The organism is Clostridium prolinivorans, from assembly GCF_004011155.1.
GTDB lineage: Bacteria > Bacillota > Clostridia > Clostridiales > Clostridiaceae > Clostridium_AT > Clostridium_AT prolinivorans.
On record NZ_RJWG01000001.1, the window covers coordinates 185,924 to 208,397 of the forward strand.

Below are 22,474 nucleotides of genomic sequence, written 5' to 3' on the forward strand. Positions count from 1 at the left end.
ATTTGAAAGGATTTAATTTTAGACTTCAAAAGCTCTTAGATATAAGAAAAGATATGGAAGAAGAAAGCAAAAGATTGTTTAGAGAGGCACAAATTGAAAAGGAAAAAGTTGAAGAAAGACTTAAAAATCTTAAAGAAAATTATAATAAACACAATAAGTCTTCCTCAAAAGATACTTTAGTTGAAAAAAAAATAAAAAATATATATCTTAATTCATTAAATAAAGCTATTATGGAAACAAATTTAGAGCTTCAAAATAAAGCACAAAAGCTTGAAGAAATGAGAGAAGAATTAAAAAAAAGACAGATTGAAAGAAAAACTGTAGAAACTTTAAAAGAAAAAAAACTTAAAATATTTATTAGACAGCAAAATTTAATAGAACAAAAATCAATAGATGAATTTGCTCTTTATGCATTTATTAGGAATAGAGAAAGGAGGTGAAATAGTGCAGGTATCTAATGTTTTTAATACTTTAGTTAATACTAATACCAGTATGGATAAATTTAATAGTATTAATGAAAATGAAGATAAAAAATTTTTAAAAATTTTAAATGATTTAAATAACAATAATTACGAAATAGATGATTTTAGTACAAGTAAAAATAATTTAAATATTGATAAATTGAAAAGTCTTTATGAAGAATTAAAAAATAAAGATAATGGAAATAAAGATAATATAGAAAATTTAATTTTTTTAGTTCAATTAACTGATTTAATTGAAGAAGTATTAAATAATAATTTGATTACGCCTAAAATAAACTACTCTAAAATAAAAGAGGATTTATATTTAGATGAAGAAACATTAAATAAAAATTTAAATTTCTCTAAATCTAAAAATATAAATGAAACTATTTTATATTTAAATAATGTTGAAAATTATATAAAATCAAATTTTAACACTAATCAAAGTAATACTTTAGAAGGATTTGATTCAAATCCAAAAATTAAAAAAGAATTAATTACATCAGAAAACAACAATATATTAAATCAAATAAAAGAAATCAATGAAAAAGACATTGATATTGATGAAATTAAATATAATATAAAAAAATATATAGAAGAAAATCTTCATGATTTAAATAATAATAATTATAAAAAAGATAATTTTAGTACAAGTAAAAATAATTTCAACATTGATAAATTGAAAAGTCTTTATGAAGAATTAAAAAATAAAGATAATGGAAATAAAGATAATATAGAAAATTTAATTTTTTTAGTTCAATTAACTGATTTAATTGAAGAAGTATTAAATAATAATTTGATTANAAGTAATACTTTAGAAGGATTTGATTCAAATCCAAAAATTAAAAAAGAATTAATTGCATCAGAAAACAACAATATATTAAATCAACTAGAAGAAAGTAATACAAGAATTATTGATGAAATTAAAAGTAATATAAAAAAAGATTTAGAAGAAAAAATTCAAGAACTTTTTAAAAATAATGAAACATTAAATGTTATAGACAATTACTTTAAATCTGAAACTAACTTAAATATTGATTCTAAAATTACTGAAAAGGCTGATGTAATAAATATTAAAAGTTTTAATGATGATAATGATATTATAATTCATAAAATTAAGAAAGATATTATAGAAATTTTAAGTGGTAAAGAAAGTAAAAAAGAAAATTTAAGTTTATCAAAACAGGATGCATACAATAAAAAAACAGAAGATAATTTAGAATTAATAAACGATGATTTATATGAAAGTTTTAATGGACAAGTTAAATTAAATTATATTTATACAGACAAAAATACAACTTATAATACTGATAAAATTAAAAATATTAATCAAGATGAAAATAAAATATTAGAAGATATTATCCAAGGAGACAAAATCAATAAAAATAAAGAAAACTTAATACCAAATCAAAACTTATTTATGAGTAAATTAAATTCAGTAAAAGAAAAAAACATAATACATAAAAATGATGATATTGTTATTAATAGAAATAATGTTGTAAAAGATCTAATCAAAGCTGTAAAATATATGGAAAATGAAAATATAAAAGAATTAACAGTAAAAATTAATCCTAAAGAACTTGGAGAATTAGCTATTAGTGTAACTATGGAAAATGGAATTATGAAAGCTAATATAGCAGTTAAGAATGAAATAACTTATCATATTATTAATTCTAAATTGCATGAATTTAATGCTCAGCTTATGGAGCAAAATACCAAAATACAAAGTTTCAGTTTGAATTTATTTAATGGGTATAATTTCAATCAAAATCAAGGGAACCAAGAAAGTTTTAAACAGCAAAATAATTATAAAAAATTAAATTATAAAGAAAATGAAGAAATATCAATATTAGAAGAAAAAGATTTATATGATAATAATTTAAATATTTTAGCATAGGATGTGAAAATATGGAAATGAGTGAAATAAAAAATTATTCTACAACAACAGCAACAAATAAAGGTACAAAAATTGTTAAAAATGGGAATGAGATTGATAAAAATGCTTTTCTTAAAATTTTAATGGCAGAGCTTACCAATCAAGATCCTGAAAATGCTAAAGATTCAACACAATTTGTTGCACAAATGGCACAATTTGCAGAATTAGAGCAATTAACTAATCTTAATAGTACTATGAAATTTACAGGAGCAGCAAGTATTGTTGGAGCAAATGTAAAGTTAAATAGTTATGATAGTTTTGGGAATCAATATTCAGGGATAGTAAGAAGTGTGGTTAAAAATGGAGACGATATTATTGTTAAAGTTAATGTTGTTGAAAATAATGAAATAATATCTAAAGATTTTAATTATTCTGATGTTGTAGAAATTAATTATGGTAATTAGAGCAGGTGATTAATTTTGGGATATAGAGTAATAAACGGCAAACTTTATTCTGTCGAAGATTTTATGCAGCATCAAAATATTGCTCCAAAGAATAAAGAAACGAATAATAATTTTAAGGAAGTATTAAAAAAAGAATTAAATCAAAAGGATAGCTTTGTTATATCTAATCATGCAGCTGAAAGATTAAAAGATAGAAATATTACACTAAATGAAGGTGATATGAATAAAATTAATGAAGGTATTAATAAAGCTAATGAAAAAGGTGCTAATGAATCTTTAATTTTATATAAAGATTTAGTGTTAATTGCAAGTATTAAAAATAGAACTATTATAACTGCTATGGGAAAAGAAAATGGGAAAGAAAATGTTTTTACAAACATAGATAGTGTTGTTTTGTTATAAAAGGCTGGACCTGTAAGAGGAAGCCAAGCTTTGTGGACTGATTGAAGCAAAGTAAAAATATTTATAATCATTTATATTTAGGAGGCTAATTATGTTAAGATCATTGTATTCAGGAATAAGTGGAATGAAAGCAAATCAAACAAAATTAGATGTTATAGGTAATAATATATCAAATGTAGGTACTACAGCTTTTAAAGCTAACAGGGTAAAATTTCAAGATCTTTTAAGTCAAAGTGTAAATGTTGCTATGGCTCCAATGGAAAATCAAGGTGGAGTAAACCCTTCACAAGTTGGTATGGGAGTGCAGATAGCTGGTATTGATACAATAGCAAAACAAGGTAATATGCAGCCAACTTCAAGAAATCTTGATATGGCTATAGATGGAGAAGGTTATTTTATTGTAGGTAAAGGACCAACTGTTTTTGATAATAAAATTACTGTAAATAATACAGCAGGTAATCATAATATAGATGGAAATTCTTTAACTAATTCAGGAATTGATGCAATGTATACAAGAGATGGAGCTTTTGGTTTAGATAATGATGGGAATTTAGTAACATCTAATGGTTATAGAGTTTTGGGATATTCTATGATTTCAACTAGAGGAGTAACCTCCGCAGGAGGGAATAGTTTTACAATAGATGCCGGTGCCGAAAATGCTGATAAAGGAGTTTTGGGTATAGAATTTAAACTTGGAGCTTCAGAAAGTGCATCTTTTAATGCTGATGGAACTATTCTGACTTTAACACTAAGTAATACTAAAAATAATTATACAGCTTTAGATATACAAAATTTAATAAAAAAATCTACAAATAATGTTCGTGACTATGACTTATCAAAGTTTAGTGTAATAGCAAATGGTACTGATAAAATTGACATTGATTCTATAACTAAAACAGGAGCAATTATAGGAGGTAATAATGAATTTACTTTTGATATAGGTGATGAAAATATAGGTAAAGGAGATTTAACTATCAAGTTTACTACTACTACAGGAAATTCTGTTTCAGGACAATTTAGTAATGATGGGAAAACTATAATTTTAAGTTTAGGTAGCAGTGGAACTTATAAAGCTAGTGATATATTGACTGCAATTAAAGGAGCATCTGGTACAAATAACACTGGATTAGATTTAGAAGAAATAACTTTAACTCCGAATGGATTAGATGAAATTGATCCTTCAAAAGCAACAAATGATATAAAGCTTATATCTCCTTTAAAATCTATGTATATAGGAACAAATAGTATAGACAGTGATGGTAATATACATTTTGTTGATGCTACTACAGAGTTAAAAGCTCAAGATACAAGCTTAAAAACATTGAGAATACCTGATACAGTAATAAAAAATGGGGAAGCTATGCGTTTAATAAGTTTTAGTGTAAGTGCTGATGGAACAATAAGTGGAATTTTAGAAGATGGAAGTGCTACTTCTTTAGGTCAGATTGCTATGGCATCTTTTAAAAATCCTGAAGGGTTAACTAAGCTTGGAAAAAATCTTTATTCTGCTTCTGCTAACTCTGGAAATGCTACAATAAAAACAGGAGTTAATACTGCAGGCGACGATAATAGTAAAGGATATGGGGATATTCTACAAGGTGTTCTTGAAATGTCAAATGTAGATTTAGCTGAACAATTTACTGAAATGATAGTAACAAGTAGAGCTTTTCAAGCAAATGGAAAGGTAATAACTACTGGAGATGAAATACTTCAAGATATATTAAATTTAAAGAGATAAAACATAATAATAAATTTGGCTAACGGATTTTTTCGTTAGCCAATATTAGTAATATATATTTTAAATTATATAAAATATTTAGGAGGGCTCAGTTTGATAAAACTTACTTCAATAAATAATAAAAATTTTATATTAAATGCTGAACACATTGAAAAAATTGAAAATGTGCCTGAAAGTTTAATCACTTTAATTAATGGAAATAAATATATTGTTCTTGAAAGTACAGAAGAAATTATAAATAAAGTTATAGAATATAAAAATAAAATTTTTAAGCTTGGCACGTAAATTATTTTAGCAATTTAATAAAGGAGACTTAAAAATGGCTGAAAAAAATTCAAAAGGTAACAAAGGATTTAATATAATAATTATAATTTTGCTTGTTATAATCATATTTGCATTAGGCTTTGTAGGATTTTTATTTATTAAAAATGGAAGTTTAAATCAAAATACCAATAAAGATCCACAAGCTATTAATACTGTAAGTAAACAATCATCAAGCAATGAAACTTCTACGTATACTTATAGTTTAGATGAATTTTTAGTAAATTTAGCAGATGATAATAGTAAAAGATTTTTTAAAGCTAAAATATTTATAGGTTATGAAACAGATGATAAAAAGAAAATGGATAAAGAATTAGAAGAAAAAGTTCCAATACTTCGTGACACAATAAACACTATATTAAGATCTAAAAAATCTATTGATATTACAACAAAAGATAAAGTAGATGCTTTAAAAAAAGAAATTATAGATAAGATAAATCCGTATTTTAATTATGGGAAAATTAATAATATCTACTTTTATGAAATTTTAGTTCAATAAAGGAGATAGAAATGATTGATTATAATTTTTGGATTATGATATTAAAAATCGTAATTTTTTTACCATTTATTTTACTTCTATTTTATTTATCAATAAAATTTGGGAACAATAAATTACAAAATATTCAAAATGGAAGGTATATAAAAATATTAGAAAAAGTGCCTATTTCTAAAGAAAATAGTATTATTATTGTAAAAATTGGAGAAAAGGGTTATGTGTTGACTTCTTGTACGGGTAAAGTTGAAACTCTTTTAGAACTTAGTTATGAAGAAATCAAAAAAATTGAAACATCTAATAAAATTCCTCAATATGCTAATTTTAAAGAATTTTATAAAAAAGTATTTAAAAAAAGGGAAGATTAATATATGAAAAAAAAGTATGCTGGATTTATAGTTTTGATATTTATTTTTATAGTATTTGCAGAAATTAAGGTTCATGCTGCACCAGCAGATATACCTGTACCTAAAGTTAATATATCTGTAGATGGAGCAGATAGTCCTAAAGAATATGTAGATAATATAAAACTCCTTATTATACTTACTATACTTACGCTTCTCCCATCTATAATTATTATGATGACTAGTTTTGTTAGAATTATAGTAGTATTTTCTTTTTTAAGGACTGCAATTGGCACGCAGCAATCACCTCCTAATCAAGTATTAATTGGATTAGCAATATTTTTAACAATATTTATTATGAAACCAACATTTGATGTTATAAATAAAAATGCAATAAAACCTTATTTAGATGGTAATATAACTCAAGAGCAAGCAATAGAAGAAGGGTCAAAACCTTTAAGGGAATTTATGCTAAAGACTACAAGACAGAATGATTTAAAATTATTTATTGAAGTTTCTAACATTAAAGGGGAAATTACTAAAGAAAATGTTCCTTTATATGTTGTTATACCAGCTTTTATGATTAGTGAATTAAAGACCGCTTTTAGTATAGGATTTATGCTTTATATACCTTTCCTTATAATAGATCTTGTAGTTGCTTCTGTACTTTTATCTATGGGTATGATGATGCTTCCTCCTGTAATGGTATCACTTCCTTTTAAATTGTTATTATTTGTTATGGTAGACGGCTGGAATTTGCTTGTTAAAACTCTTATTATGGGATTTTCTTGATTAAAACAATTTTGTATTTTATAGGAGGCAAATTTATGACTGAAAATATGATTATGGCTGTAATAAAAGATGCTATAACTACTGGAATTTTGGTAGCAGCACCTATACTTATAATATCTATTGTTGTTGGATTAATTATTAGCATATTTCAAGCAGCTACTCAAATTCAGGAACAAACTCTTACTTTTGTTCCTAAAATAATAGCTGCTGCAGTTATAGGAATAATAGCTGGACCTTGGATGCTTCATACTTTAGTAAGTTTTACGCAAAGAATATTTGAAAATATATTAAATATAACACAATAGGTGGGATAATATTGATAAATATAGCATACTTTTCCGCACTTATTCTAATATTTTTTAGAATGCTTGCTTTTTTTATATCAATGCCTATATTTTTTCCTAAAGGATTTCCTAATATTGCAAAGATAGCATTTACACTTATTATATCTTATATGCTTATACCTGGAGTAGATTATTCAAATATTAATATTACAAGCAATTATATTTTAATTTCATATTTAATAAACGAAATTATAACTGGATTAACTTTAGGGTTTATAACAAATTTATGTTTTTTTAGTATTAGAATGGCAGGACAGTTTATAGATATGCAAATTGGATTTTCAATGATAAATATGTATGATCCAAGTACAAGCAGTAATGCTACTCTTATTGAACATGTTTTGTATTGGTGTAGTATTTTATTATTTTTCGCAATAGATGGACATCATATACTTATTAGAACATTATTAGACAGTTTTAATGCAATAAATTTAGGAAAATTTATATTATCAGGTGAAAGTATTAATGTTATTATAAATGGATTTATTGAATTTTTTTCTATTGGTTTGAAAATAGCAATACCAGTGGTATTGATTGTTCTTATAACAGATATAGTATTAGGACTTATAGGAAGAGCTGTACCTCAAATAAATCTTATGATTTTAGGACTTCCTATAAAAATAATTATTGGCCTTACAGCTATAGCATTTTCTCTTCCTATGATTTTTAAATTTATGATAGCTTCTTTTGATGATGGTTTTAAACTCTTAAAAGGAATTTTTCAAGTAATACCTTTAATTATGGTATTTTCTTCAGAAGATAAGACAGAAGAAGCAACACCTAAGAAAAAAAGTGATGCAAGAAAAAAAGGTCAGGTTGCTAAAAGTAAGGAAGTTAATCTAGCTTTTACTTTAATAGCTTGTACTTTATTAATGACTATTTTAGGGGGGTATGCTGCTAATAGTTTAAAAAATACTCTTAGAGCTTTTTTATCAGATTATATACTTAAAGATTTAAATTATAATAATATAAGAAATTTAATACTTATAGTGATTTTGAGGATTTTTATAGTACTTTTGCCTTTAATTATTCCAATAATGTTATTTGGTATATTAGGAAATTTTATTCAATCAGGATTTATTTTTACAAAAGATACTATTAAATTTGAATTTAATAAATTAAATCCTATTAATGGATTTAAAAGGATGTTTTCTTTTAGAACTTTTATAGAAACTATAAAAGATTTGATAATCGTTTTAGTATTATGTTATACAGGTTATTCATTTATAAAAGATAATTACGAAACTTTAATTAATATAAGCTATTTAAGAATGGCTTCTATAGCTGAATTATTTGGGAAATTAGTTATAAATATTTTTTTAAAAGTTACTATAATTATGATAGCTATTGCTGCTATTGATTATTTATATCAAAGGTTTAAATACAATAAAGAATTAAAGATGACAAAGCAAGAGATAAAAGAAGAATTTAAGCAGCAAGAAGGAGATCCACAAATTAAGTCAAGGATAAGACAAAAGCAAAGAGAAATGGCATCAAAAAGAATGATGCAGGCTGTCCCTGATGCAACAGTAGTAGTCACTAATCCAACACATATAGCTTGCGCACTAAAATATGAAGATGGTAAAGACAATGCACCAAAACTTGTAGCAAAAGGTGCTGATAATATAGCTATAAAAATAAAAGAAATAGCAAAAGAAAATGATGTACCTATAATTGAAAATATAGTTTTAGCAAGACTTATATATTCTGAAGTAGAATTAGATACAGAAATACCTGCAGATATGTATCAAGCTGTTGCAGAAGTTTTAGCATTAGTATACAAAATGAAAAAAAACAAGTGATATAGCTATTAGGGGTGAGTATATTGGCGTTATATACCAATTCAAAATTTAATATAAAAAATAATATGGACATATTTGTAGCATTTTTAGTTATAGGTGTAGTTTTAATGATAATTATACCTCTTCCTCCGGGTATATTAGATATACTTTTGGCTTGCAATATTACAATCTCAGTTGTAATTATACTGCTTACAATGTTTACAACTGAAGTGCTTCAATTTTCTTCATTTCCTACACTGCTTTTAATAACAACACTTTTTAGACTTGCACTTAATATTTCTTCAACAAGGTTAATATTAAGAGATGCTAACGCAGGTAAAATTATAGAAGCTTTTGGAAACTTTGTTGTAAGTGGAAATTATGCTATAGGTATTATAATATATTTAATTATAATGATAATTCAATTTATGGTTATAACTAATGGATCTGGAAGAGTTGCAGAAGTTTCTGCAAGATTTACTCTTGATGCTATGCCAGGGAAACAAATGAGTATTGATGCGGATTTAAATTCAGGACTTATAGATGAAATGCAGGCTAGAGAAAGAAGAAAAAAACTTCAAATGGAAGCAGATTTTTATGGAGCTATGGATGGTGCTTCTAAATTTGTAAAAGGTGATGCAATAGCAGGTATTATAATAACTATTATTAATATACTAGGAGGAATTGTAATAGGTGTTGTTATGAATGGTATGGATATAACACAGGCTGTTCAAACTTATATAATGCTTACTATTGGTGATGGTCTTGTAAGTCAAATACCTGCACTTTTAATATCTACGGCTTCTGGTATACTTGTAACACGATCAGGAAGTGATTCTAATTTAGGGAATTCTATTACTAAGCAGCTTACGGGGTTTCCTAAAGTTATAGCTATTGCAGCAGTTGTTCTTTTATTTTTATCAATAATACCTGGATTTCCTCATTTTGTATTTTTAGTAGTTGCTGCTTGTGCTGGTATTAGTGCTTATTTTTTATATAAAGATGAAAAAAATGAAATTATTTCCAAAATGGAAAAGGAACAATCTCAAATTGAGGAAACAGAAAGAAAAGAGCCAGAAAATGTAATGTCTTTAATTACTGTTGAACCTATGGAAATAGAAATAGGATATGCTCTTATACCTTTAGCAGATGAAAATTCTGGTGGTGATTTGCTAGAGAGAATAGCATCAGTAAGAAGACAGTGTGCTATTGAGATGGGAATTATAGTACAGCCTATTAGAATTAGAGATAATCTTCAATTAAAGTCAAATGAATATGTGATAAAAATTAGAGGTACTGTTACTGCAAAAGGAGAAATTATGCCTAATATGCTTTTATGTATGGATCCTACTAATGGTGACTTTGATATACAAGGTATAAAAACAATTGAACCTTCTTTTGGACTTCCTGCTATATGGATAAACAAAGATCAAAGAGAAGAAGCAGAAATTAAAGGATTAACAGTAGTTGATCCTACTACTGTAATGATTACTCATTTAACTGAAACTATCAAATTACATTCTCATGAACTTTTAGGACGCCAAGAAGTCAAACTTATAATAGATGCAGTTAAAGAAAAATATAATGCTGTTGTTGAAGAACTTATACCAGATTTAATGACAATTGGAGAAGTTCAAAAGGTACTACAAAATTTATTAAAAGAAAAGGTACCTATAAAAGATATGGTAACTATACTGGAAACACTTGCAGACAATTCTAGAATTACAAAAGATATTGAACTTTTAACTGAGTATGTAAGATTTGCTATTGGAAGAACTATATGTGCTCCTTTAATAGATGAAAATGGAGCTATAACGGTAGTTACAGTATCTCCAGATATTGAAGATAAAATTGCAAATAATATACAAAAATCTATACATGGATCATTTCCTGCTATAGATCCTGACACTACAGGTAAAATATTAGGTGCTATAAAAAATACATTAGAAAGTGTATATTTTTATGATAATCAACCTGTTATATTAGTATCTCCCAAGATTAGACCTGCTTTTAGAAGGCTTATTGAGATGGTATTTCCAAACATAACTGTATTATCTTTAAATGAAATACCAAATGATATTGAGATAAGAACTGAAGGAGTTGTGACCATATAAATGATTATAAAAAAATATATAGTAAATAGTATGAATGAGGCTATGACACGTATTCGTTATGAACTTGGGAAAGATGCTGTTATTATTAGCCAAAGAAAAATTAGGAAACAAGGAATTAAAGGATTTTTTGGGAAAAAAGTAATTGAGGTAACTGCAGCAGCTGATAATACGAAAAAAGATAATGATAATATTATTTATAGTATAGATAAATTTAAAAAAGCTATAGAAAAGGAAGAACTATTTTTACATGATAATGGAAATACTCCAAAACCATTAGCCAAAGAAAAAATTGTAAAAAACAATGATAATAACTTAGAAATTATAAAAGAAATGCATGATATAAAAAATTTAATTTCAGATATGATGAATAAAAAAGATATTGAAAACAATAAAATAAAATCTGAAATACAAAATAAGCTTGAAGATAATGATATAAATGATAAAGTCATAGAAAATATTTTAAATGAGGTTAAAAAAATTGATGAAGATATAGAAGAAACAAAAAAAGTAAAAATAGCTATTGAAAAAATGATATCTATATCCAAAGCTGAGATGAAGGGGCCTATAGTTTTAGTTGGTCCTACAGGAGTTGGAAAGACTACTACTATAGCAAAACTTGCAGGCAAATTTTCATTAATAGATAAAAAAAGAGTAGGATTAATAACTATAGATACTTATAGAATTGGAGCAGTTGAACAACTAAAAACTTATGCTGATATTATGAACATACCTTTTAAGGTTATATTTACCCTAAATCAAATAGAAACTGCTTTAGAATCAATGAAAGATTGTGATGTTATATTAATTGATACTACTGGGAGAAGCAGTAAAAATATAATGCAGATTTCTGAATTAAGGGCATTTGTTGAAAAAATAAAAACAGACAATATTCATTTAGTATTAAGTTGTACTACTAAAAATAAAGATATAGATTCTATAGTTCAAGGATACAGTGTATTAGGATATAATAATATAATAATAACTAAGTTAGATGAAACTTCTACCTATGGTTCAATATTAAATATTTTATATTCTGCAAAAAAACCATTAAGTTTTATAACTACAGGTCAAAATGTACCAGAAGATATAAAAAATATTTCGGCATCAGAAATTTCAAGTCTTATACTAGGAGAGGATAGTATATGTTAGACCAAGCTCAAAGATTGAGGCAGTTGGCTGCTGGTAATGTGGTAAAAAATAAGGCAAGAATTATAACTGTAACATCAGGTAAAGGGGGAGTTGGCAAAAGTAATTTTGTTGTAAATTTATCTATAATTCTGCAGCAGATGGGAAAAAGTGTTTTAATATTTGATGCTGATGTAGGTATGGGAAATGATGATGTACTCATGGGCTTTTTACCTAAATTTAATGTGTTTGATGTAATTTTTAATAATAAAAGTATTGAAGATACTGTAGTTACAGGACCTTATGGAGTAAAGCTTCTTTCAGGAGGGTCTGGAATAACAAAAGTAGAAGAATTAAGTAATGAACAAAGAGAAAATTTTATAAATAAATTAGAAAATTTAAACAATTTTGATTATATAATAATGGATACTGGAGCTGGAATAAATAGAAATGTATTAGGTTTCGTAGCATGTTGTGAAGAACTTATAGTGTTAACTACACCAGAACCTACATCACTTACAGATGCTTATAGTCTTCTTAAAGCTATTAATCATTTTAAATTGAAAAATAAAGCTAAGGTTGTTGTAAATAGAGTAATTGATGAAAAGGAAGCAATATTTACTTATAATAGATTTAATAATGCTGTTTCTAATTTTCTTAAAATAAAATTAGAATATTTAGGAAGTATATCTGAAGACAAAAAATTACTTCAGGCAGTAAGAAACCAAGAACCTTTTTGTATAAAATTCCCTAATTGTGATGCATCTATAGACGTAAATAAAATTGCTAAAAAACTTATTGGGAATGAAGAATATGAAACGAAAAATGGTATTCAGGTTTTATTTAAAAAGATCTTTAGTATTTTTGGCTAAAAAGGGGATTCAATATGGGTTATGATTTAAAATTTCAAATAAATAATAAAATTGAAATAGTTTATGATGATAATTATTATAAAAGTAACATTGAAGATGTGCAAGATAAATTTATTTCTATAAATATACCTAGAAAAGGAGAAAATTATATTCCTTTTAGAAAAGGGGACAAACTCGAATGTATATATTATTATGAAAATAATATATATAAATTTTATACATATGTTATAGACAGAAAAATAGATAATATACCTATTATATTAATAAACTATCCATCAGAAATTTTTAGAATCCAAAGAAGAAAATTTGTAAGAGTACCTGTACTTTATTCTATTTTGTATTCAAAATTAAACAAAAGAAATAATGAAGCTAAACTGATAAAAAATTTAACGAAAGATGATGAATCTTTTAAAGCAACAATGATAGATTTAAGTGGTGGAGGAATGAAATTAAAAGTTAAAGAAGATATAAAAATTGGAGATATAATAATAGCGTATATACCTATAAAAGGAGAAGAAATAAAAGTGGAAGGAGAAATAGTTAGAGTAGAAAAGGACGGAAAAAGTAGATTAAATATTTGTGGTGTTAATTTTATAAATTTAGAAAATAGATTAAGAGAAAAAATTATAAAATTTATATTTGAAATAATGAGAGAACAAATAAAAAAGAGTTAGAAATTTTAAGTCTTATGGCTTAAAATTAGGGGGAGATTTATAATGGCTTTAGCAAAACTTCCAGATATAAAAGAACAAATGGTTTTAAAATATATTCCACTTGTTAAATATATAGCTTCAAGAGTTATAATAGGTAAGAGTAAATATATAGAATATGAAGAACTAGTAAGTTGTGGAATGGTTGGACTTATGGATGCCATTAATAAATTTGATAAAAGTAAAGGGATGAAATTTTCTACTTATGCATCTATAAGAATAAAAGGAGCTATGATTGACCAATTAAGAAAAAATAGCCCTATATCAAAAGGTGCAATGGATAAGCTTACTTTATTTAATGAAACATTAGAAAAATTACAAAAAAAATTTTTAAGAGAACCTACTTATGAAGAAATAGCTAAAGAACTTAAAATACCTATAAAAGAAGTTTTTGAAATTGAAAATTATATTAATTATATATCTGTCATATCTTTAGAAGATTTAATATTTTCTGATGATGATGATATTCAGTTAATAGGAATTATAGAAGATGAAAAAAGTCCAAATCCAGAAAAATTAACAGAAGAAAAAGAAAAAAAAGAATATTTGGAAAGAGCTTTAGAAAATTTAAAAGAAAAAGATAAAATTGTATTATCATTGTATTATTATGAAAATCTTACATTAAAAGAAATAGGGAAAGTTCTTGAAGTGTCTGAATCTAGAGTTTGTCAGCTTCATAGCAGAGCAATTATTAATCTTAGAAAAGAATTGAAAAAATTAAAATATACTTAGCCTTGGAGTGAATTAAATGCTTATATTTATTCTTATTATAATAGGATGTTTATTAATATTATTAAATTTAAAAGCAATAAAAAAAGAAGAAAAATCTTTTTATAATATTTTCCATAATACAGAAGAAAATATGGAAGATGTAGAAATTAAATTAGGTAAAATAAGGCAGGAATTTTCAGAAACTATATTAGAACTTCAAAAAGAAATTGTAGATATAAAAAAAGATATAGATAAATTATATACTATTATTGAGTTAAATAATGGTAATTTAAAAGATGAAGAATCTTTACAAGAAATATCAATAAATAAGAAAATAGAACATGAAGAAAAAACAAACATTGATTTTAAAAAAAATACTAAAATAAATAAAAGCGATAAAAACAGCATAAAAATAGATGAAATTAGTGACCTTTTAATGAAAGGATATTCAGTTGAAGAAATTGGTGATAAATTAGGCGTAGGAAAGGGTGAAATATTATTAGTAAGAGATTTATACTTAAAGTAAAAAAATTAATAGATTTTCTTAGTGATAGAAAAATATTATTAGGAATAGGTATAGGAATTGTTCTAACAACCATTATTTTAAGTACTTATAAATTTAATAATAATATAAGCAATGATGAAATAGAAAGAAGGGCAAGATCTTTGGGTATGGATTATCCAAGTGAATTTAAGGTTATAAAAAAGGAGGAAACAAAATGATAAGAGCTTTATATACTTCTGTTTCTGGTCTTATTACACAAGAAGCTAAACAGAATGTTATAACTAATAATTTGGCTAATGTTAATACTGTTGGATTTAAGAGTGATAATTTATTAGTAAAAAAGTTTGATGATGTATTAATAGAAAATTATGATAAAATTGTGAATGGCAAAAATCAACAAAATATAATAGGTTCTTTAAGTCAAGGAAGCAAAATTGATGGGATACAAACAAACTATACACAAGGAACTATTGAAGATACTGATAAGTGGAGCGATTTTTCAATAGAAGGCAGGGGATTTTTTACTGTATCAGATAAAAATAATATATTTTATACAAGAGATGGTCATTTTCATGTTAATTCTCAAGGGTATCTTGTAAATGATAATGGTCAAAATATTTTAGGTGTTAATGTTGATAATAATGGAACAACTATTAGTAATCCTATGCCAATACAAGTTGGAAATGAAAAAATAAAATTGCAAAGTGATGGAACTTTTGAAATTGGAAATAAAAGATATAAATTTAATGTAGTTGATTTTCAAAATTACAACGAGCTAAAAAAAATAGGGGATAATTTATATTTGGGGCAAAATCCAATAAATAATAAAAATATAACTATTAAACAAAATTCTCTTGAAAAATCTAATGTTAATGTTATTGATGAAATGGTAAATATGCTTACAGTTATGAGGACTTTTGAATCTAATCAAAAAATTATTCAATCTATAGATGAAACTTTGGGCAAGACTGTAAATGAAGTTGGTACGGTAAGATAATATTAAGAGGTGAAAAAAAGTGCTTAGAATATTATGGAGCAGTAAAAGTGCAATGGCAGCTCAACAAGAAAAAATTGATAGTATTTCAAATAATATAGCTAATATAAATACAGAAGGATATAAACGTGTAGACGTAAATTTTAAAGATTTAGTATACGAAACTCTAAATAGAAAAGGATATCCTGTTAATGAAAAAAATAGTACAAGTTCTTATAATGGGACTGGAGTAAAAACAAGTGAATGGCTTAGAGATGATAAACAGGGAAATTTAACTGAAACTTCTGTAACTACTGATTTAGCCATAGATGGTGAAGGATATTTTGAAGTAATCCTTCCAGTAAAAGATGATAATGGAAACTATAAAAAAGCATATACAAGAGGAGGAAGTTTTAACATAGATAGTGAAGGTAATTTGACTGATAAAAACGGCAATAAAATTAATATAATATTTAATAAAAATATTCCCGATAAAGATAGAAAATTTACTAGTGAAAATTTAAAAATAGATTATAAAGGTAATGTATATAAAAGTGATAATAACTCTATGATTTTAGTTGGGAAACTTAATGTATATAATGTAAATGGAGATAATTCATTAAAATCCATTGGAGATAATTTATTTATTGTAAATACAGAAAATATTAATGGATTAGAAGTCCCTGTTGAAGTGCCATATTTAGTTGAAGATTCTAATATAATGCAAGGTATGATTGAACTATCTAATGTTGATTTATCAAAGGAAATGACAGATATGATAGTTGCTCAAAGGGCATTTGAACTTAGCTCAAAGGCTATGAAAACTGCTGATGAGATGTGGGGAATGGCTAATAATTTAAGAAGTAGATAGATAAATATATGCAGTAGCGTATTAATTTTATGCTACTGCATATTTATTTTTTTATTTATTCATAAGTATAAGTGCAATATTCATATATTAGTACTGATATAATATCTTTAAGGGGTGTAGATATATATGAAGTCAATTTGTGAAAATATAAAATATCCTTGTCCAGCTATGATTTGTCCAATGTTTTATAAATTTATAAACTTAAATGCTATGTATTTACCACGTAATAATTATATTTATAAAAATACTATTCCTAGATATAATAACCACTATATAAACTTATTGCAAAATACTAATAGTTTCTATATGAGTATTAAAAATGTAGCAATTGAAGAAATAAAAGATTAAAAATTAAAGGAGCTAAAGAAATGGGGATAGGTTATATTGTTGGTTGCTTGGCCAGTATAGTAATGTGGAAAATTGATAGACAATATTTGTTCTATAAATTTGATAATATGCTTAAAAAGATTACATCTAATAAATATATTCTACAGATTATTTATATTTTTTTAATTATGTTAATAGTTTTTTTAATGCATACAATTAAACATTTAGAATTGAGCAATGCAATTACTTCGTTTTTAGTAATAGATATAAGTAACACTGAAAAGAAAAATTTAAGCCAAAGAGAAAAAGTAAAATTTTATGAATCAATTTCAACTATATCTAGAGCTGTAGTTTGTGGTTTTATTGCTCCACTTATGCTTATTATTGTTTTTGGAAATGTGTTTGGAATTTTGTACATGCTTCTTTATAATATAAGTTTTGTAAATGAAGATTTAAACTTAATAAAAGTAACATTTATAGCTTTAACTATAATTCCATCGATTATAACAGAAATTTTTCTTTATATAGTTTATTTTTGTAGAAATAAAAAATCTCAAATAGATTTTAAAGGTGATTATATAATAAATACATTTCTAAGACCTCTTTTAAATGTTGATATATTAGGAGCTTATATTGAATCTGTAAATTTTTATTTTCTTTATAATTTTAAAAATACTGATTATTTAAAAAGCTACGGAAAATATACAAAAAAAATTGATGATATTTGTGTAAAAGATTATTTAAGTATTGCATATGGTATATGCTTAATATTTTATATTATATTTTTTTATTTAATAAGGAAATAAATAAGAAGTGGACTTCCACTTCTTATTTATTTTAAAGAAGTTATAGCCGCAGTTATAGGAGGTATAACTTGTTTTTTTCTTGAGAGTATCCCTGGTAAATATATGCTTTGACCTGATGGTTTTACGTTAAAAGCTCGTGATATTAATTCTTTATCTTTTCCAACAAAGAAAAGTTCTGAACCTCCTTTTAGTATATCTGTAAGCATAAATACTAAAAGATTAAAGTTACTTTCTTCAGCTTTCTTTTCCATGAAAGACAACATATCAGTTTTCATTTTAGAGAAACCTTCTAAATCCATAGTTCCTATTTGAGATACTCCTATTTTAACATTGTTAAATGTAAAAGTCTTAAAATCTTGATGAAATATTTCATCTACAGTTTTATTATTTAAAGAAGTTCCAGCTTTAAACATTTCTTTTGCAAAATTTTCAATATCATCAATATTTGCTATTTCTGCAAGTCTTTTTAACATTAATTTATCTGTGATTGTAGAAGTTGGTGATTTAAATAGCAAAGTATCGGATATTATAGCAGAACAAAGAAGTCCTGCAATTTTTTTGGAAGGTTTAATTCCGTTTTCGAAAAAAATTGATGCAACTATAGTTGATGTACTGCCAACAGGTTCATTCCTGAAATATATTGGATTACCAGTTTGGATATCAGCAATTCTATGATGATCTATTATTTCTAAAATTTCTGCATCTTCAAGTCCATGAACTGACTGAGTTTTTTCATTATGATCTACAAGTATTACTTTTTTCCTATTTTGTTTTATTAAATGATATCTAGAAACTGTACCTAAAACTTTATTATCTTTATCTACTACGGGATAACTTCTATACCTAGTTTCAAGCATAACGTCTTTTATATCATCAACAAAATCTTCTGTACAAAAACTTATAATATTATCTTTAGTCATTACATAACTTATTGGAATACTTTGAGTTATAAGCCTTGATGCAGTAAAGGAATCATAAGGAGTAGAAATTATAGAACAAGAACATTTTTTAGCTTCTTCTATTATTTCTTCACTTACATTATGATTACCAGTAACAATCATAAGAGAAGCTCCACTATTTATTACTACTAATTGAGTATCTTCTCTATTACCGCATATTGCAATATCTCCTTTTTCTATTATAGATTTTGTACTTTCAGGATTCATAGCTGCAGTAACAATTTTCCCCTCAAGCTTTAAATTTTCATCATGTACGTATATATATTTGGCTGAAAGAGTATCAACTATATTTTCAAGTTTTGTATTGCTTTTTGCTAATATATCATTATCCCAAATATCCATAAAACTTGAAAATAGATTTGAAATAGTGGTAACTCCTATTAAACAATCATTTTCATCAACTACAGGTAAAGTTTTACTATTATTTTTTTTCATAATATTCCAGGCCATTTTTAAAGAAATGTCAGGAGACACTGGAGCTACAGTGTCTATATGTAAGTCTGAAACTTGAACTTTTACTGTTTCTATTAATTTAGGAACATCAACTTTGAAATAGTTAAGTACAAATTCGGTTTCTCTATTTATATCTCCGAGTCTTACAGGAATGGCTTTTAAATTACTGGTTTTATTTTTAAATTCTGCATAAGCTATAGCAGCACATATAGAATCTGTGTCAGGATTTTTATGACCAGTTATATATAAAATATCATTCATATGCAGTTCTCCTTTATATTATATTAGTTCGGTATTTTAATTTTAAATGTATTTATTTAGTTTGTAAATAGGTATTAACAATGTAAACTTATTCACATTTAAATTTAATTATAAGTATAAAAAATTTCATAACTTTTAAAATATACTCATATATTACTAATGTACAAGATATGAAAAGGCATTTAAATAAAATTATTAGTTTTATGGGGAGGTTATTATGAGTTATGATAAATAATGAAGCTAGACTAAAAGGGCTTACTCAAAATGATGCAGAAAAAAGATTAAAAACTTATGGACTAAATCAGCTTGAAAGTAAAAAGAAAATTTCGCCAATTAAGATATTTTTGTCGCAGTTTAATGATTTTATAGTTTGGGTTCTTATAGCCGCTACTGTTATTTCATTTATGATGAATGAAAAAGCGGATGCAATTACTATATTTATAATAATTGTTATGAATGCTGTTCTAGGGTTTATTCAAGAATATAAAACTGAAAAATCATTAGAGGCATTAAAAAAATTAGCAGCTCCAACTTCAAAAGTACTTCGAGATGGAAAAGTTCAAGTAATAAACGCTGAATATATTGTTCCTGGTGATTTAGTACTTCTTGAAAGTGGAGATAGAGTACCAGCAGATTGTATAATAATTCAAGATAATAATGTTGTTGCAGATGAATCTTTACTAACTGGAGAATCAGTCGGAGTAAATAAAAGTGCTAAAGATAAAGAAAATTCATTATATATGGGAACGGTAATACTTACAGGAAGGGCCTTAGCTAAAGTTACTCAAACTGGAATGAAAACTGAAATGGGAAAAATAGCAGGTATGCTTCAAGATATTGAAGAAGAAAAATCTCCATTAAAAGAAAAATTAAATTCTCTTGGTAAAGTTTTGGTTATACTTTGTATTGTTATATGTATAGTTGTAACTATAGTAGGAATATTGAGAGGACAAAATAAATATGAAATGTTTCTTTTAGGAGTCAGTCTTGCTGTAGCGGCAATACCAGAAGGATTAGCAGCTATTGTAACAGTAGCATTAGCTTTAGGGGTATCTAGAATGTTAAAACGTAAAGCGTTAGTTAGGAAACTTCCTGCTGTTGAAACTTTAGGCTGTACATCTATAATATGTAGTGATAAAACAGGAACTTTAACTCAAAATAATATGACAGTAAAGGCTTTTTATTTTAATGATAAATTATATAATATAGACAAAAATGAAATACCAGATAACATATTATTGAAAAAGTCTTTTACATATTGTAATGATTGTAATATTGACGAAAAAGAAAATTCTATACAAAAAAGTTTATTGGGAGATCCTACGGAAACAGCTTTAATCAAAGCATTTTTTAAAGATACAAAATCTTATGTTAGTTTTATTTCAAAAGGAGTTAGAACTTATAGCATACCTTTTGATTCAGATAGAAAAATGATGTCTGTAGTAATAAAAGAAAATGGTAAAGAATATTGTTATGTAAAAGGTGCACCTGAAAAACTTTTAAAAAAGTGCAAATTTATACTTATTGATGGTGAAGTAAAACTTTTAACGTCATATTATAAAGATAAAGTTAATGCAGCTATAGAAACAATGTCATCTAAGGCTTTAAGATGTATAGCTGCTGCTTATAAAGATTCTGGAATAAAAAAAGACAATTCATTAGAAAATGATTTAATATTTTTAGGAGTTGCTGGAATAATAGATCCACCAAGAAAAGAAGTTAAAGATGCTGTATTAAAATGCAAAATAGCTGGTATACGCCCTGTAATGATTACTGGAGATCATAAAAACACTGCTTTTGCAATTGGAAAAGAATTGGACATATGTAAAGAATCATCAGAAGTAATTACAGGAGAAGAATTAGACAAGTTAAGTGATAAAGAACTTTCAAATAGGATTTCTAAAATAAACATTTTTGCTCGTGTAAGTCCTAACCATAAATTAAGAATAGTTAGAGCTTTTAAGAAAAAAAATTACATAGTAGCAATGACTGGTGATGGTGTGAATGATGCTCCTGCGGTTAAAGAAGCTGACATAGGTATATCTATGGGTATTTCAGGTACAGATGTTACTAAAGAAGCATCATCTATGATACTTTTAGATGATAATTTTGCTACTATAGTAGCTGCTATAGAAGAAGGCAGAGTTATATATGATAATATAAGAAAATTTATACGATATTTGTTATCTTGCAATCTTGGTGAAGTTTTAACTATGTTTTTATCTTCGTTGTTATATTTAGATACTCCGCTTTTACCAATTCAAATATTGTTTGTAAATTTAGTTACAGATGGATTGCCAGCAATGGCTCTTGGAGTAGATCCTCCAGATAATGATATAATGTATCAAAAACCTAGACCTAAAAATGAAAATATTTTTGCAAGAGGACTAAAAGAAAAAATCTTACTTAGAGGAAGCCTTATAGGTATTTGTACTGTATTAGCTTTTTTATCTGGTAAATATTATGGAATGGATCTTAATACTTGCAGGACTTTAGCATTTGGTACATTGATACTTTCTCAGCTTATTCATGTATTTGAATGCAGATCAGAAAAACATTCTATATTCGAAATTAATTTTTTTACAAATCCATATTTAATTGGTGCTGTTTTAGTATCTATAATAATGTTATGTTGTGTAATATACATACCATTTCTTCAAGGAATATTTAAAACTGTAGAATTAAATTTTGGACAATGGATGATAATAATATTTTTCTCAGGTATAATTGCGCTTATAAATAGTATATATTTATTTTTAAATAAGAAATAG

23 protein-coding genes are annotated in these 22,474 nt (G+C 25.6%); 22 read left to right on the top strand and 1 reads right to left on the bottom strand.

All coding sequences use genetic code 11. The annotated features are described in order from the left end of the window. Positions 1-2: 2 nt before the first annotated feature. The 21 genes from fliJ to EGD97_RS00930 all read left to right on the top strand — a co-directional run bounded on the left by fliJ (position 3) and on the right by EGD97_RS00930 (position 18,030). Entirely contained in the window at positions 3-440 is a 438-nt protein-coding gene (fliJ, locus tag EGD97_RS00825) for a flagellar export protein FliJ (RefSeq protein ID WP_078681019.1), read from the top strand. Positions 441-1,881: 1,441 nt separating this feature from the next. Next, positions 1,882-2,358 (top strand): flagellar hook-length control protein FliK, encoded by a 477-nt coding sequence (locus tag EGD97_RS12825; RefSeq protein WP_456064395.1) that lies wholly within the window; start codon positions 1,882-1,884, stop codon positions 2,356-2,358. 11 nt (positions 2,359-2,369) lie between these two features. Beyond that, on the top strand, positions 2,370-2,801 hold the full coding sequence (locus EGD97_RS00835; protein WP_078681017.1) for a flagellar hook capping FlgD N-terminal domain-containing protein: 432 nt from the start codon (positions 2,370-2,372) through the stop codon (positions 2,799-2,801). 15 nt (positions 2,802-2,816) lie between these two features. Further along, entirely contained in the window at positions 2,817-3,203 is a 387-nt protein-coding gene (locus tag EGD97_RS00840) for a TIGR02530 family flagellar biosynthesis protein (protein ID WP_078681016.1), read from the top strand. A gap of 91 nt (positions 3,204-3,294) precedes the next feature. Beyond that, complete coding sequence (locus EGD97_RS00845; RefSeq protein WP_127836360.1) at positions 3,295-4,941, top strand: flagellar hook protein FlgE; 1,647 nt, start codon at positions 3,295-3,297, stop codon at positions 4,939-4,941. Positions 4,942-5,034: 93 nt separating this feature from the next. Continuing rightward, a complete protein-coding gene (locus tag EGD97_RS00850; protein WP_078681014.1) occupies positions 5,035-5,226 on the top strand; it encodes a flagellar FlbD family protein in 192 nt (63 codons plus the stop codon). Positions 5,227-5,260: 34 nt separating this feature from the next. After that, a complete protein-coding gene (locus EGD97_RS00855) occupies positions 5,261-5,761 on the top strand; it encodes a flagellar basal body-associated FliL family protein (RefSeq protein WP_078681013.1) in 501 nt (166 codons plus the stop codon). A gap of 11 nt (positions 5,762-5,772) precedes the next feature. Then, positions 5,773-6,123 (top strand): flagellar biosynthetic protein FliO, encoded by a 351-nt coding sequence (fliO, locus tag EGD97_RS00860; protein WP_127836361.1) that lies wholly within the window; start codon positions 5,773-5,775, stop codon positions 6,121-6,123. 3 nt (positions 6,124-6,126) lie between these two features. After that, positions 6,127-6,891: a flagellar type III secretion system pore protein FliP gene (gene fliP / locus EGD97_RS00865; RefSeq protein WP_078681012.1), complete on the top strand. Its 765-nt coding sequence runs from the start codon at positions 6,127-6,129 to the stop codon at positions 6,889-6,891. Positions 6,892-6,926: 35 nt separating this feature from the next. Beyond that, entirely contained in the window at positions 6,927-7,196 is a 270-nt protein-coding gene (fliQ, locus tag EGD97_RS00870) for a flagellar biosynthesis protein FliQ (RefSeq protein ID WP_078681011.1), read from the top strand. A gap of 11 nt (positions 7,197-7,207) precedes the next feature. Beyond that, positions 7,208-9,037 (top strand): fused FliR family export protein/FlhB family type III secretion system protein, encoded by a 1,830-nt coding sequence (locus EGD97_RS00875; RefSeq protein ID WP_127836362.1) that lies wholly within the window; start codon positions 7,208-7,210, stop codon positions 9,035-9,037. Positions 9,038-9,102: 65 nt separating this feature from the next. Continuing rightward, positions 9,103-11,130: a flagellar biosynthesis protein FlhA gene (gene flhA, locus EGD97_RS00880; protein WP_078681351.1), complete on the top strand. Its 2,028-nt coding sequence runs from the start codon at positions 9,103-9,105 to the stop codon at positions 11,128-11,130. Continuing rightward, positions 11,131-12,279 (top strand): flagellar biosynthesis protein FlhF, encoded by a 1,149-nt coding sequence (gene flhF / locus EGD97_RS00885; RefSeq protein ID WP_078681009.1) that lies wholly within the window; start codon positions 11,131-11,133, stop codon positions 12,277-12,279. After that, positions 12,273-13,127 carry a MinD/ParA family protein gene (locus EGD97_RS00890; protein ID WP_078681008.1) on the top strand — a complete coding sequence of 285 codons (855 nt, stop codon included), beginning with the start codon at positions 12,273-12,275 and terminating at the stop codon, positions 13,125-13,127. The genes flhF and EGD97_RS00890 overlap by 7 nt, the downstream gene beginning before the upstream one ends. A gap of 14 nt (positions 13,128-13,141) precedes the next feature. Next, positions 13,142-13,801, top strand: a complete 660-nt coding sequence (locus tag EGD97_RS00895) for a flagellar brake protein (RefSeq protein WP_078681007.1) — start codon at positions 13,142-13,144, stop codon at positions 13,799-13,801. A 42-nt stretch (positions 13,802-13,843) separates the two neighbouring features. After that, on the top strand, positions 13,844-14,569 hold the full coding sequence (locus tag EGD97_RS00900; RefSeq protein ID WP_127836363.1) for a FliA/WhiG family RNA polymerase sigma factor: 726 nt from the start codon (positions 13,844-13,846) through the stop codon (positions 14,567-14,569). Between the two features lie 16 nt (positions 14,570-14,585). Continuing rightward, positions 14,586-15,074, top strand: coding sequence for a hypothetical protein (locus tag EGD97_RS00905; protein ID WP_078681005.1), 489 nt, complete (start codon positions 14,586-14,588; stop codon positions 15,072-15,074). Between the two features lie 193 nt (positions 15,075-15,267). Continuing rightward, positions 15,268-16,050, top strand: a complete 783-nt coding sequence (locus EGD97_RS00915) for a flagellar hook-basal body complex protein (protein WP_078681004.1) — start codon at positions 15,268-15,270, stop codon at positions 16,048-16,050. 19 nt (positions 16,051-16,069) lie between these two features. Next, positions 16,070-16,897, top strand: coding sequence for a flagellar hook-basal body complex protein (locus EGD97_RS00920; protein WP_078681003.1), 828 nt, complete (start codon positions 16,070-16,072; stop codon positions 16,895-16,897). A gap of 126 nt (positions 16,898-17,023) precedes the next feature. Further along, positions 17,024-17,245, top strand: coding sequence for a hypothetical protein (locus EGD97_RS00925; RefSeq protein ID WP_078681002.1), 222 nt, complete (start codon positions 17,024-17,026; stop codon positions 17,243-17,245). 20 nt (positions 17,246-17,265) lie between these two features. After that, entirely contained in the window at positions 17,266-18,030 is a 765-nt protein-coding gene (locus tag EGD97_RS00930; RefSeq protein ID WP_078681001.1) for a hypothetical protein, read from the top strand. A gap of 26 nt (positions 18,031-18,056) precedes the next feature. Here EGD97_RS00930 and EGD97_RS00935 read toward each other — a convergent pair whose 3' ends face one another. Then, the gene (locus EGD97_RS00935) at positions 18,057-19,703 is read right to left on the bottom strand and encodes a putative manganese-dependent inorganic diphosphatase (protein WP_127836364.1); all 1,647 of its coding nucleotides are present in this window, start codon (positions 19,701-19,703) and stop codon (positions 18,057-18,059) included. Between the two features lie 224 nt (positions 19,704-19,927). Here EGD97_RS00935 and EGD97_RS00940 point away from each other — a divergent pair, with 224 nt between their 5' ends. Continuing rightward, positions 19,928-22,474 carry a calcium-translocating P-type ATPase, SERCA-type gene (locus EGD97_RS00940; protein WP_078680999.1) on the top strand — a complete coding sequence of 849 codons (2,547 nt, stop codon included), beginning with the start codon at positions 19,928-19,930 and terminating at the stop codon, positions 22,472-22,474.

What these genes read in the sequence shown, in the direction of transcription:
- fliP (WP_078681012.1), top strand. Translation starts at nt 6,127, where the DNA reads ATGAAAAAAAAGTATGCTGGATTTATAGTTTTGATATTTATTTTTATA.
- EGD97_RS00915 (WP_078681004.1), top strand. Translation starts at nt 15,268, where the DNA reads ATGATAAGAGCTTTATATACTTCTGTTTCTGGTCTTATTACACAAGAA.
- EGD97_RS00855 (WP_078681013.1), top strand. Translation starts at nt 5,261, where the DNA reads ATGGCTGAAAAAAATTCAAAAGGTAACAAAGGATTTAATATAATAATT.
- EGD97_RS00930 (WP_078681001.1), top strand. Translation starts at nt 17,266, where the DNA reads ATGGGGATAGGTTATATTGTTGGTTGCTTGGCCAGTATAGTAATGTGG.
- EGD97_RS00935 (WP_127836364.1), bottom strand. Translation starts at nt 19,703, where the DNA reads ATGAATGATATTTTATATATAACTGGTCATAAAAATCCTGACACAGAT.
- fliO (WP_127836361.1), top strand. Translation starts at nt 5,773, where the DNA reads ATGATTGATTATAATTTTTGGATTATGATATTAAAAATCGTAATTTTT.
- flhA (WP_078681351.1), top strand. Translation starts at nt 9,103, where the DNA reads ATGGACATATTTGTAGCATTTTTAGTTATAGGTGTAGTTTTAATGATA.
- EGD97_RS00835 (WP_078681017.1), top strand. Translation starts at nt 2,370, where the DNA reads ATGGAAATGAGTGAAATAAAAAATTATTCTACAACAACAGCAACAAAT.
- EGD97_RS00905 (WP_078681005.1), top strand. Translation starts at nt 14,586, where the DNA reads ATGCTTATATTTATTCTTATTATAATAGGATGTTTATTAATATTATTA.
- EGD97_RS00845 (WP_127836360.1), top strand. Translation starts at nt 3,295, where the DNA reads ATGTTAAGATCATTGTATTCAGGAATAAGTGGAATGAAAGCAAATCAA.
- EGD97_RS00925 (WP_078681002.1), top strand. Translation starts at nt 17,024, where the DNA reads ATGAAGTCAATTTGTGAAAATATAAAATATCCTTGTCCAGCTATGATT.
- EGD97_RS00890 (WP_078681008.1), top strand. Translation starts at nt 12,273, where the DNA reads ATGTTAGACCAAGCTCAAAGATTGAGGCAGTTGGCTGCTGGTAATGTG.
- fliQ (WP_078681011.1), top strand. Translation starts at nt 6,927, where the DNA reads ATGACTGAAAATATGATTATGGCTGTAATAAAAGATGCTATAACTACT.
- EGD97_RS00900 (WP_127836363.1), top strand. Translation starts at nt 13,844, where the DNA reads ATGGCTTTAGCAAAACTTCCAGATATAAAAGAACAAATGGTTTTAAAA.
- EGD97_RS00895 (WP_078681007.1), top strand. Translation starts at nt 13,142, where the DNA reads ATGGGTTATGATTTAAAATTTCAAATAAATAATAAAATTGAAATAGTT.
- EGD97_RS00940 (WP_078680999.1), top strand. Translation starts at nt 19,928, where the DNA reads ATGATAAATAATGAAGCTAGACTAAAAGGGCTTACTCAAAATGATGCA.
- flhF (WP_078681009.1), top strand. Translation starts at nt 11,131, where the DNA reads ATGATTATAAAAAAATATATAGTAAATAGTATGAATGAGGCTATGACA.
- EGD97_RS12825 (WP_456064395.1), top strand. Translation starts at nt 1,882, where the DNA reads ATGAGTAAATTAAATTCAGTAAAAGAAAAAAACATAATACATAAAAAT.